This is a genomic window from uncultured Chitinophaga sp. (assembly GCF_902168175.1).
In the GTDB taxonomy this organism is placed as follows: Bacteria; Bacteroidota; Bacteroidia; order Chitinophagales; family Chitinophagaceae; genus Chitinophaga.
On record NZ_CABHOU010000095.1, the window covers coordinates 1 to 13,791 of the forward strand.

At 48.7% G+C, this 13,791-nt stretch carries 5 protein-coding genes; 3 read left to right on the forward strand and 2 right to left on the reverse strand.

Annotation, left to right across the window (positions count from 1 at the left end):
- A partial coding sequence (locus tag QZT80_RS21275) for an OmpA family protein (protein ID WP_295126925.1) occupies positions 1-572 on the forward strand: 572 nt, incomplete at its 5' end.
- On the opposite strand, the gene QZT80_RS21280 is transcribed toward QZT80_RS21275, so the two are convergent.
- The gene (locus tag QZT80_RS21280) at positions 569-1,480 is read right to left on the reverse strand and encodes a transglutaminase-like domain-containing protein (protein ID WP_295126928.1); all 912 of its coding nucleotides are present in this window, start codon (positions 1,478-1,480) and stop codon (positions 569-571) included. The two genes, QZT80_RS21275 and QZT80_RS21280, sit on opposite strands and share 4 nt — an antisense overlap.
- 194 nt (positions 1,481-1,674) lie before the next feature.
- A complete protein-coding gene (locus QZT80_RS21285) occupies positions 1,675-4,257 on the reverse strand; it encodes a hypothetical protein (protein ID WP_295126931.1) in 2,583 nt (860 codons plus the stop codon).
- A gap of 713 nt (positions 4,258-4,970) precedes the next feature.
- Between QZT80_RS21285 and QZT80_RS21290 the strand changes: the two genes are divergently transcribed.
- Together QZT80_RS21290 and QZT80_RS21295 are read left to right on the forward strand one after the other, a co-directional pair.
- Positions 4,971-12,680 (forward strand): gliding motility-associated C-terminal domain-containing protein, encoded by a 7,710-nt coding sequence (locus tag QZT80_RS21290; protein ID WP_295126934.1) that lies wholly within the window; start codon positions 4,971-4,973, stop codon positions 12,678-12,680.
- A gap of 95 nt (positions 12,681-12,775) precedes the next feature.
- Positions 12,776-13,786: a PorP/SprF family type IX secretion system membrane protein gene (locus tag QZT80_RS21295; RefSeq protein ID WP_295126936.1), complete on the forward strand. Its 1,011-nt coding sequence runs from the start codon at positions 12,776-12,778 to the stop codon at positions 13,784-13,786.
- The last annotated feature ends 5 nt before the right edge of the window (positions 13,787-13,791 follow it).

Below are 13,791 nucleotides of genomic sequence, written 5' to 3' on the forward strand. Positions count from 1 at the left end.
AGTACAATGAAGTGCTTTCGCTGGACAGGGCTAACTCTGTGGCCAGATACCTGGTGTACCGCGCCGGTTTTTCCTACGACGACCTGGAGATGAAAGGCCTGGGCCGCCAGTCGCCACGCTACGACAGTACCACCGCCGAAGGGCGCCGCGAGAACAACCGCGTGGAAATGATCTTTTGCGTGCCGCCGCAGCCCATCACGATCGCACCACCAACACCGCCTAAAAACGATACACTCATTGTGCCCGACGTACTGTTTAAACACAATAGCGCCGAGCTGGAGCCGCAGTTCGTAACGGAGCTTGACAAACTAACCGCTAAAATTCCGAAGGAAAACATACAGCTGCAAATTATTGGTCATACCGATAGTAACGGCACTGATGCCTATAACAACGACCTCTCACGCCGCCGCGCTGTTACCGTGGCAGCATTCCTCAGCCGCAAAGGTTACCAGGATAAAGTACGTTTTGTGTCGGGCGAGGGCGAACGCAGGCCCGTGGCCGGCAATGCCACGCCAGAAGGCCGGCAGCAGAACCGCCGGGTAGAGATCATTATCTATAAAGGATTGAATTAATCGGTTTCGATAAGGGCGTAAACTTTATCGTTGAGGTAAGGCCCGCCGGGGTTCATGGCACTGTAATCCAGGTTAATCCAGTACTCGCCTTTACTTTCGTGATAGGATATTTCACGTACGGGAGGATTGTTGAACAGGTGTACAATGGCCTGCTTGATCAGTTCAAAGTCTTCTTTGGTGCCACAGTACAACTCCGGGTAAGCATGCCCCTGGATAAGCACCACCCTGCAGCGCGCGCCGATCGACTCCAGGCACGAGGCCATGAGTATCGAGTGGTCGTCGCAGTCGCCACCCAAACCATTTTGTATGGTTTCCTGCGGCGTGGCAAAGTATTCGTCCCTGCGCACATCATTTACATACTTGAAATTCAGGCGTATATATTTGTATAACGAGAGGTAGCGCACAATCTTCCCGTATTTGGGGAAATATTCATCAAAGTACTGGGTAGATCGCTGTACGGAGAAGTTGCGTACTACGGAGTCTTTATAGGTCATCTTTTCGCGGATGCCCCGTACGGTTTTATCCCGGTAGGTTTCCACCTTACGTGGGTATAGGCTCAGGATGTCGAGCTGTTTATTATCGCGCGAGCCCCAGTTGCCCTGTACCATGCCCTTATAATCGTTCAGTACATTGCTAAAGGTGTAATTGTCGAGGAACAGGTTTACCACTAACACGCCCACTACGAGTACAAAGGCCGGAATAATCAACGGCTTAAATATCCATAATAGCAGCCGGGTAAATAAAAAGGCAATGAGGATGGAGAGGAAAAGGTCGATATGTACAGTGCCCAGCTTGATAGACGGCATGAAGCGGTTAATGTAAGGCGCCATAGGCAACAGGGTGAGCAAACTCACGAAGTTGAGCAAAAAGTTCTGTATGGTGGTATATTTCCTCTCGTCTATTGCCATGGCCTGATAAAACCTTAAAATTATGCCAGAAAATCCGTACAAATCAAAAGTAAATCATTTGTAATACTCCGTAAACTAATAGTAAAGGTTGCTGCATGTTAGTAATGAGTGCATTAACGACGGGTACGTATTAAAAAAGTCCCCGTCCGCAGTTAGCGGAACGGGGAGGTGCTTATGAGGGATACAACAAAAAGTTAGGAAATACCTACCAGGTAACTGACCGCCTGCTTAAAAGTGGTGCTTTCGCGGATCACTTCTACTTTCTGCATCGCATCACGCTGCTGTTTGTCCATTTCCAGTTGCTGGTAGATTTTGTGCAGTATACCGAAGTTTTTAAGTTGGAAAAGTTTAAAGTCGAGCCGTTGTGCATTCTCCATGGCCATTTCCGACATGCGGATGGCTTTGCTGTAATCCTTCTCCCGGAATGCCAGCTCTGCGCAGGTGATTTTGTGTAAGATGTCTACCAGTTTTGCATTAAAGAAGTCGGCCGCATAATACTGTTTAAGTATCTTTTCTATATGAGATGCGATGCGTTTGCCTTCGTTCAGGTTGTCTGTATTGAGATGCGCCTGTGCCTTCCAGCAAAGCATCATCAGCCGGAAAGGATCAGTTTTAGAGAAGAGGATAGATGGATAATACTGGAACAGGCGTTGTGTAAAGTGCAGCATTTGCGCATCGTCGCCCATTAACAGGAAGATGTAACACATGGCGCGGTATACGATCTCTTCGGGTACGGTGAAGGGTTTATGGGCGGAGAAGTATCGCGCATAATTATACACTTTCTCTTTTATCTGTTCATTGCAGATGCCGAATTTAAGGTACTCATAAATAAACAGGAAGGCTTCGTAAGGCGTAACCCATAAGCCGTTCATCGCCTCGTCGGACGCGCATAATTTTTTGATATTGGCCAGCTCTATTTCACACTGCTCTGCATCCAGCTGTATTAAAGCCATTACGAACAGGTTGCTTTTGATCTTCAGTTTATCTTCTATAGCCTCTGCCAGTCCCATCAGCGAGTTCAGTACCTTACGTTTCTTAAAGTGTACAAAGTCGTCGCTGATAAATGAACTGATGGGGTGTTTGCGGAAATACTCCGGTGGAAAGATATTCTTTAACATCGTCTGGTTGCTGTCTTCATGCTGATAATGCAACACCAGGTATTCGAGCATGTTCGCTTTTTCTACCACAGTCAGCGGCAGTACAAATATCTGTTGAATGGCCTGTACGCTTTGCTGTGTGATCGCATAACGCAGTAGCCATTTAAATACGGAAATACGGAAGGGAGATTGGGGGAAGTAGTGGAGTACTTTGGTCAGCATGTCCTCCGAGATCTGCATATTGTTCTCAAGGATGAAGTGCATGGCCGTAAAGTATTCCAGCAGGAAGGAATGTGCAAACCGCACCTTCACATGGAACATAATTTCCTGGCTCAGGTTCTCTTCCACTAAGATATTATCTGCAATGAGTTCCTTGTACGAGGGAAACAGTTCGGCATTTTTGTTGAGCAGTATACCTTTATCTGCATACTGGCCGCTGCGTCCCATATCCAGCAGTTCGAGCAGTTTATAAATGATCTGCACCTTAAAGCTGTTGCTGGCAGAGTTGAATACCCGGTTTTGTATAAACCGCGAAGTAATCTCAAACAAACTAAGGTTTTCATCTACAAACGTTTGCTCCGGCGATTCGTTCAGTTGGCAGAAGAGTTGCAGGTAGTAAGGGTGCTTTAATTTCTGCAGGAACCCATCACTGAAAGTACGTACGGTAGCGGGTTGAAATTTACAGTTATAGAGTACAGTTCTTACATCCTGTTCGGTGAATTGTGGGATGTTAATATTTGTTTCTTCATCCATTTCCTGCCCCAGGTACCAGTACCTGCGGAAGGCGGGGTATTGCTGCGCCTGTTGAAACACCTCTCCCCAGGTGCTGGAGCGAATGCTGAGTATTACTTTGATCCATGGATGTAATCCGTTGGAGTATACGAAGTCTTCCAGTTTGGTATAAAGCAGCTTCAGTTTATCGGGCCCCAGTGCTATTTCATCAAACCCGTCTATAATAAGAATAAGGCGTCCGCCCTTTTCTTCAAAGTATTGTGAAAAGTAATCCCTGAAGGTTTCTCCCTGCGCAAGGTGTAGCTGGTTATCGAGCCAGGAGGCTAAGGAGATGCCTTTGAGCAGCAGGTTACCGGCGGCATGTGCATGAATGAACCAGCATATATCTTTCCGGTGAGCCGCATCTTTACCCAGCCAAAAATGTTCTGCTGTATGTACCAGCGACAATGATTTACCCCATCCCGAAGGAGCGATAAACACTGTAGCCACGCAATCGCTCTCCAGGAAGCGTTCCGTGTGCGACAGGCAGTATTGCCTGGGTACTGTGTGTGAAAAGGGAATGCCAGAGCGATTTTTAAGCGTAAGAATGGTGTAGTGGGATACGGCATTTGCTTTTGCCCTTATCTCCGTCCACTTTTCCTGGTTAGTGCAGTTTTCGCCCAGTTCATGTGATGCATTACGCCTGTAATAATGAGATTGATACTCGTCCCAGTCTTTGTACTCACAATATTGGGCGAGTGTGTTGAGGGTGTAGCGGGAAAAGCTATGCTGGGCCAATGCAAAGCCAAAGAAGCGCTTGAGGGTAGTTTCGCTAATCAGTTTTCCCGTGTGGTCTAAAACAACCTGCGATAACGCTTTACAATTTCCCGGTAATAACTGCGTTACCCCAAACCGGCGCAATACTTCGTTTTGTAGCGTTACGATAAAGTCATACGACAAATCTATCATAGGGGACAATTAATGGATTACACAATTGGATACAACAATTAGGGCGTTCTGGTGATATGTACGGCAAATCATGCACCGTGGATTTACGGTTTTTTCAGGATTGGATTCTCTTCTCATCATAACTTATCTACACGATATTCGGTCGCGCTTATTTTAGGTTTCAGTAAAACATACCAACATTTCTCGCAATCGGTACGGAAACAATACTTCGGTAGGAGGTTAAATCATCGCTAAAAGAATTTTAGTTTCTGATAATCATGAGTTTATGAATGTAAATCGGACAATAGTAGATCTGCTTCAGGGACATCTGTTTTCGGTTTAATTCTAGTTAATAATGGTTCACTATATAATAAAGACGCAAAAAACACCACTTAGGGTGATCCCAAACTCTAAAAAATGAATAGAAATATAAAAAAAATGAACAAGAATGAACAGAATGAACAAAGATGAACAGCTGTTCAGAAGATGAATAGCGAATGAACAGGCCGAACGATTATCGAACACGATATGCAGCCTACTTTCGTGGAGACGTGTTGTTAGAATCATCCGAAACCAAAGTTGATTTGTAGAGAAGGTGCGGATAAAATCTGGCTATATCTATATAAAGGTCTAAGGTTTATCCGGTTCTTTCTTCCCTAATACCCGGTCTGTTTAAGGCTGCCGCGACTGGTAGCCGAAAAATTCGTTCATGCATCTTTTAACCATTGTTCGCTATGAGTTCAAAAGCTACTCCTAAAAGCCTTTGGCGTGTATTTATTGTCGTTATGATTTGCTGTTTGCTGGCTATATTGCCGGCATCCGACGCTTATTCCCAACGCACATTTGCCAACAGCCAAACTAATGGCCTCACCGGTCTTCTTTGTCTGGGCTGCGGTGTTACTGATCCCGGTAACCCGGTAAATAATTCCAGCCTCGACGATTATGCACAGTTCAATGTAACAGTTGGACTTGCGGCATCCGTATTTCAGGTACTTAATTTCCCTGCGGCCAATCCAAATGTAGGGTGCGACTCGCTGGTTATTGGCATAGGCAGTTCCAACGACCTGTTATCTGCTAACCTGCTGGGAGGTGTTACCTTTATTACCTATAATGGAAATAACACCACCCCGGTCGAATCATTCCCAGGTTCTTCGGCGCTGCTGCGACTGCTGGCCGATGGCCAAAGAAGCGAAGTAGTGTTGAGGCCTACACAACGTTTCGACCGTGTTCGTGTAACCCTGAATGGTGGATTGCTCGGTGCGCTTACTAACTTCAGGTTGTATTATGCTTTCCATAACCAGGTAACACTGGTGCCGCCTACCATTACAACGGGCACGAGTATATCTACCTGTAGCGGTAATCCTGTTACCTTACAGGCATCCACTACTACCCCAGGCGCTGTTATCAGTTGGTACGATGCCGCAACCGGCGGTAATCAACTGCCAACGCCGGGTAATCCGCTGGGTACCTCCATTACCGTATCTCCCACTACCACTGCAACTTATTATGCACAGGTGTCGCTTGACAACTGTACCAATACTACCCGCTCTGCTATCACGGTGAATGTAAACCCACTGCCGGCCACCCCGGTAATAGCAGTTACTAACCAGGTGATATGCGGCGGACAAACGGCTACCTTCTCTGTATCCACACCGGTAGCGGGCGTTACTTATAAATGGTACACCGTTCCATCTGGCGGGACCGAGGTAAGTACAGGTGTTTCATTTACCACACCTCAGCTTACCACTACCACTGTTTACTACGCAGAAGCCTCGCTTATATCTACAGGATGTGCCAGTACGGCCAGAGTGCCGGTAACAGCTACCGTGAATCCATCGCCGGCCGCACCGGTTATTGTTACACCGGCTGTAACCATAAATGGCGGCCAAACGGCCACGTTCAGTGTACAGAACCCTGATCCAACCGCTACCTACACCTGGTATAATCTCGCTACAGGTGGTACAGCATTGGCTACGGGCAGCTCGTTCACTACACCTTCGCTTTTCGCTACCACCCGTTATTACGTAGAAGCACGTTCTAACCAGGGTTGTGCGAGCCTTACCCGTACACAGGTAACTGCCAATGTGAACGTGCAGAATAATGTACCTTGTAGTTTCGCCACACAACAGGCAAGCCCTATCATAAACGGTGTATGCCTGCTTTGCGGTGTAAATGATCCGGCGCTGGCTATAGATACAGATACCAGTTCAGCCTCTACTATTTATGCTGCCGTTGGTGCATTAGGAAATGTTGGCCAGTTGCTGCGCTTCTCTAATTCATATTCAGCCGGTGATAGTATCGTACTGATACTTGAAACACCGGGCAACCAGCTCTCGCTGGTAGCTCTTTCGTCCATACAGGCCACAACTTATACAGGTACCACCTCTAATAACGATGCGGTGTTGTTTAATTCCGGACTTGTGAATTTGCGCCTGATCGCCGGTACTAATAAATACAGGGTTTCATTTGCCGCACCAAGCAATTTCGATGGTGTGCTTGTATCCATAAATGGTTTACTGAGCGTCCTGCCTCAATTGAAAGTATATTATGCTGCGGTTACTATTCCGTATCCCGTTCCGGCAAATGCGGAAGTTGAAACCTGTACAGGTTCAAGCGCCAACCTCTCTGTTGCCGCTCCCGCAGGTGTTACCGTTAACTGGTACGATGCTGCTGTGGGTGGTAACCTGGTTGCAGGTAACACCAGCAACTTCACTACTCCTGTGCTTACCGCATCTCAAACCTATTACGTAGTAACCGGTAAATACGGTTGCGAAAATGGCGTACGGGTGCCGGTAACCGTTACCGTTAATACACCTCCGGCTACACCTGCTGTTACTGCTGCTAACCTTACTACCTGCGCGGGCGATAGCGTAACTTTCGTTACTAACGGTCCTGCAGGTGTTACCTTCCTTTGGTACACCGTAGCCACTGGAGGTACACCAATAGATTCCGGAAGCACTTTCACTACACCAGGCCTTACTTCCACCACTACCTACTATGTGGAAGCCAGGAACAGCGGTTGCGCCAGCGCAAGTCGCCTGGCCTTAACAGCTACCGTGAACGACGCACCTGCCACCGTGGTAGTTACGCCTCCGGTCGCTAATATTAATCTTGGCCAAACAGCCAGCTTCACCGCTTCTACTTCCACACCGGATGTAACCTTTAACTGGTTTGCACAAATGGCTGGTGGTACAAGCATATTCACCGGGGTCAACTATGTTACGCCGCCGTTGATAGCTAACACCACTTATTATGTAGAGGCTATATCCAACAGCAACAGTTGTAATACGCTCGTTCGCAGCGCTGCGTCTGTAGTAGTAACCGGCGGTACTAATAATGATGTGCCCTGCGATGCTGCTACCAGCCAGGAGAACAGCGTTAACGGCATATGCCTGTTATGTGGAGTTACCAATCCTCAACTGGCGGTAGATACCGATTCGCAAACCGGTGCCGACCTTCGTGTTGGCGTAGGTTTACTTGGTGGTTATGCCCAGCAAACACTTATTTTCCCAACTACCGGTAACGCCGGCGATAGCATCAGCTTCTCTATTACCTTACCATCATCACTTACAGATGTTGGTTTGTTGAGTACTGTGCAGGTGGCTACCTATAACGGCGCCACTTATAATAATGACCGTCGGGCTCTGAACAGCAGCCTGCTGCAACTGAGTTTACTCAATGGTGACCGTACCGCTATTCTCACCTTCCCTGCAACGGCAGCCTACGACCGTGTAGAGATCCGTCTGAATTCAGGAGCTGCCGGTGTGCTCACCTCAGTATTCCTTAATTATGCATCCAGGAAAATAGCCAGTCCAACCTTCCAGGCAGATACGGTAACTATTTGTAGCGGTAATACCGCTGCATTAACAGTAACGGCTCCGGCAGGCGCTACCTTTAACTGGTATACCACTCCAACCGGTGGCACACCGTTCTATACCGGTGCCAGCTATCAAACAGCCGTACTTACCAGGGATACTGTATTCTATGTAGAATCTGTACGTACCGTAAGTGGTTGCGCTAATCCATTACGCTCTGCCGTTAGGGTAATTGCAGCGTCTGCATCACAGGCCCCTACGGTAGCCAATCCTAATGTAACAATATGTGCAGGTACCAGTACCACTTTAACCGCTACTGCTCCTGTTGGTGCTACCTTTAACTGGTACGCACAACAAAGCGGCGGTACAATACTGTTTACTGGTGCAGCCTATACCACGCCAGCGCTCGACAGCTCCGTAATTTATTACGTAGAGGCAGTGAATGCAGGCGGTTGCGTAAGTGGTACACGTACATCCGTACAGGTGAACGTAACCACTACACCTCCTGCCCCTGTAATTAATACTACAGCACCGGTAGTGTGCGAAGGCGGTACCGTTAACCTTTCTGCTTCGTCCAGTGTTGCAGGCGCTACCATTAGCTGGTACGCTGCCGCAACTGGTGGAGCGCCACTTGGTACAGGATCGTCCTTTACCACTCCGGCCCTCAACACTACCACCATCTTCTATGCAGGTGCCGATGCCGGTCAGTGTTCCAGCATTTCGCGCTCAGCAGTTACTGTAACAGTGAACGCGCGACCTGTGGCGCCAATGGTGACCATCAATCCGGTGAGTGGCGTTGTTCCTTATGGCTCAACCGCTACATTCACCGCTACATCTTCCACTGCTGATGTTACCTTCAGGTGGTATGCCGATTCTACAGCGGTTGCTCCGCTGGCCACCGGCAACACCTTCACTACACCAGCATTGTCGAATACTACTAAGTACTTTGTAGAAGCGGTATCTAATACAACAGGTTGTGCAAGCGCTGTACGTACGGCCGTAACCATCAATGTAGACCGTAACTTCGATCCGGGTTGTGACGTTGCAAATTCGCAAACCAATTCCACCAGCGGTTTATGTGTACTCTGTACTGTAAGCGCTCCTGACGATGCGGTAGATAATAATCTTAATAACTACTCTACCCTCACACTGCCTGTAGGCTTGTTAGGCGGGTATGTAGAACAAACGCTCGGCTTCCCGTTTGTAACGGGTCCTGGTGATTCCGTTCGACTTAAACTGGAAATTCCAGGTAGTTTAATTAATGCAGCCGTACTCGGTGCCATCACGTTAGGCTCCTACAACGGCGCCACCTACAATAACGATGAGGTAGCGCTGAATAGCGGCCTGTTAAAGGTTGATATAGTTGGTGGTGCTACCGGCCAGGTAATCGTAAGCTTCGCACCGGGTGTTGCCTTCGACAAGGTACAGGTAAGGTTTAACGCAGGCGTGGTTACAGGCCTCTCTAACCTGCGCATTTACTACGCTAACCGTGTAATAGCAGCGCCAGTGGTTACACCGCCAAACGCCATTGTTTGCGCAGGCAGTACCGTAACACTTACCGCCACTGCACCAGCAGGAGCTACTATTAACTGGTACGATGCGCCAACCGGCGGCACATTACTGACCACCGGCACCACCTTTACCACTCCGGCCCTGTCGGGGGTTACTACTTACTATGTAGAAAGTGTGCGTACCGTTAATGGTTGCGCCAACCCGATAAGAACACAGGTAACAGTAAACGTATTACCAGTACCGCAGCCACCAGTTATCAACAGCGGTAACCAAACCATCTGCGCCGGACAAACAGCCGTACTCAGAGCCGTAACAACCGATGGCAGCCAGGTACGCTGGTATTCAGCCGCAGTAGGTGGTACACTGGTTTCTGCAGACAGCGTGTTTACCACACCGGCACTCACAGCAACCACCACTTACTACGCAGAGGCCAATAACGGTACCTGCGCCAACAGTGGTGGCCGTATTGCTGTAACAGTAACAGTGGGAACAAACGTGCAGCCTCCTGTACTGGATAATGCAAACCAGACCATCTGCGCTGGCAGCACGGCCACCGTAAATGTAGTATCACCAGTGGCAGGTGTAACTTATAATTGGTACACCTCTGTAACCGGCGGTACGCCAGTGGCTACGGGCACTACCTTTGTAACACCAGCGCTTACGTCCAGTATTATCTACTATGTGGAAGCAGCAAGTACAGCCGGTGCCTGCACAGGCGGTAGCGCACGCTCACAGGTAGTGATCAATGTAAGTGCGGCACCTGACTTACCAGTGGTGATCAACGCAACACCGGTAACCTGTATCGGCAAATCCGCTACGTTCTCTATTCAAAATCCGGCCGCAGGGGTTACTTACAGTTGGTATGACGTTGCAACAGGCGGTACTCCGCTCGCAATAGGCACCAGCTTTACAACACCAGCCCTTACCGGCACCACAACATATTACGTATCCGCAGTAAACAACAATAACTGTGGAAGCGCGGGCCGCACATCAGTAACAGTAACTGCTAACGCTACACCGAATACACCTACTCTTACAGCAGCCAATGTTACTGTGTGTCGTGGTTCCGGCGCAACACTCAGCATTGCCAGTCCGGAAGCAGGTGTTACTTACACCTGGTACACAGCAGCAGTAGGCGGCAGTGTGGCCTTCATCGGCGAATCATTTAATGTGCCTTCTGTTCTTGTGAATACTACTTATTACGTAGAAGCCAGCCAGCCGGGCGGTTGCACCAGCAATGCCAGGGCCGTAGCTACCATCAGTGTAACGGATGTTCCGGTAACACCAGTGGTAAGTGTGGGTACTATCATTTGTGCTGGCAATACGGCACGACTGCAGGTATTGAACCCACTTACAGGTGTAACTTACAGTTGGTACGATGCTGCTGCTGGCGGTACGCAACTGGCGGCAGACAGTGTGTTCTTTACCACACCGGTGCTTAATGCAACAACTACTTATTATGTACAGGCCTCCGAAGGTTCGTGCAGCAGTGTAACAAGAGCCCCTGCTACCGTAACGGTAACGCCTGCTCCTGGTACGGTGAGCCTGGTAGCCGCTAATGTATCGGCCTGCTCAGGTAATACCGTAACGCTCAGTGTACAGACCCCACAACCGGGCTTCACTTATCGCTGGTACGATGCTGCTACTGGTGGTAACCTTGCAGGCACCGGAGCCGACTTTACAACACCGGCCCTTACTGCATCAGCTACTTACTACGTAGAAGCGATGAGCGCAGGCAACTGTAGCAGTCCGGCACGTACTACAGCAACTGTGACCATAGTACCCGGCCCTGTGGCTCCATCCGTAACATCTGCCGATGTGCTGATCTGCCGTGGTTCAACAGCTGTGTTAAGCATCGCAACACCAGATGTTAACCTGATTTACAGGTGGTACGATGCGGCAACAGCGGGTAACCTGCTGTACACGGGTACCCAGTTTACAACTTCGGCCCTGAGCGTAAACGCTGCTTACTACGTAGAAGCTGCCACAACGAGTGGCTCCTGTGTAAGCGCCGCCCGCACCACAGTTAATGTAACAGTTGCGGATGCGCCTGCAGTACCGGTACTGACTAACGGCGGTGTCGTTACAAGTTGCGCGGGTACAACAGCTACATTCAGTGTGCAGAATCCGCTGCCTAACGTTACTTACCGCTGGTACGATGCAGCGGTTAATGGCAACCTGATATTCACCGGCCCCGACTTCACAACAGGCGTACTTACAGCCAACGCCACCTACTATGTAGAAGCAGTGATAGGCGGTAATTGCACCAGCAGCGGAAGGGCTACGGCGCAGGCTAACATTGGTACAACGCCAACTGCACCTGTTATTGCTGGTAACGATTTCTCTATCTGTCCGAACAGCAGGGATACCCTTACGGCCACTTCGGCTACAGCAGGTGTCGTGTTCCGCTGGTACACGAGTGCTACCGAAGCAACACCTGTATTTACCGGCAACACCTTCATCACGCCTGTTCTTTCTGCTACCACTACTTATTATGTAGATGCAGCCTTTACGAGCGGATGTGCAAGTACTACCCGCACAGCAGTAACTGTTACTGTACTGGAAGTTCTGCCAATGCCTACAGTTACGGTGCTGGATACAGAGCCTACTTATATCACTTTCCAGTGGAATGCTGTACAAGGTGCCATTGCTTACCAGGTATCTGTTGATGGCGGTGTAACGGTACAAGTACCAAGTTCAGGTCTTACCGGCACCACGCATACCGTGCCTAACCTTAATCCAAACCAAACGGTAACACTCACTGTGAGGGCCATTGGTGCCAGTGCCTGCGCAAACAGCGGTTGGTTCCTGGGAGCTTCCGGTACCTCCGATAATCCTGATGGAAATACGGTATTCGTACCAAATGCCTTTACACCGAATGGCGATGGCATCAATGATATCCTGTACGCTTATGGTAATACTATTGCCACGATGCAGCTCAGGATCTTCAACCAATGGGGTCAGCTCGTGTTCGAATCGAAGGAAAGAACACGCGGATGGGACGGTACCATGAGTGGTAAAAAACAACCGGTGGGTGTTTACACCTACGAACTGAGAGCAGCATTGCAGGATGGTTCGCAGGTAATAAAACGAGGCACCATCACACTTATACGTTAATCCCGCATAAAGCGGATAGTTATTCATACAGCCGGAATGAGGCGCACAGCCTGTGTTTCATTCCGGCTTATTCCGAACAACCAAAAAAGATTCCTATGAGAAGGATTATCATCTTCGTAATGTTGACCGTTGTAGCCTGCCTGCCCAAATATGCGAATGCGCAGGTAGACCCACATTTTTCGCAGTATTATGCGTATCCCTTGTGGTTGAACCCGGCATTAACGGGTGTAATAGACGGGGATTACCGTATTACCGGTAATTATCGCTCGCAGGGCACGAATATCGGCCACCCTTATTCTACCACTGGCGTTTCGTTCGATGCCGCTACCCAAAAAAATATAGGTGTAGGTATTAACGCCCTTAACATGTCGGCCGGTGAAGCAGGCTTCAACTACTTCAATGCGATGGCTTCTGTATCTTATAGCGGCGTGAAATTCGGCAGTGAGAAAACGCAGCAGATAGTTTTTGGCGTGCAGGCAGGTTTAATAAACAGGAGGGTGGACCAGACTAAATTCCAGCTGGGCAGTCAATACAACCCGGTGTCTGGCTTCGATCCGAATATTCCTTCGGGAGAAACACTGAAATCTACGTCTTCTACAGTATTTGATGCATCGGTTGGTGCCATGTATTTCGATGGCAATCCTAATCATATGTTCAATCCATTTGCAGGAGTAGCCGCCGCACACCTTACGCAACCTGAAGATCCATTCGTGGCCGAAGATCAGGATACACGCAATATGCCTATACGTTATCTCGTACATGGCGGTACGCGCATCAAACTGAATGATATGGTGGGACTTACTCCGCATGCATTGTATATGCGCCAGGGTAACTCTGAAGAAACAGTAGTAGGTGTATATGCACAGGTGAAAGTAAACCCAGAATTTGATCTGCTGGGCGGTGTTAATTATCGTTTGAAAGATGCTGCAGTACCATTCGCCGGTTTTCATTACAAATCGTTTACTCTTGGTCTTAGTTACGACGCCAATGCATCTAACTATCGCCGTTTTCAGAACACCAACAACGCTTTTGAGATATCATTATCGTTTATAGGCCGCAAGAGAAGAATGCTGGAACCAGAATATTTCATTTGTCCCAGATTATAAGGCGG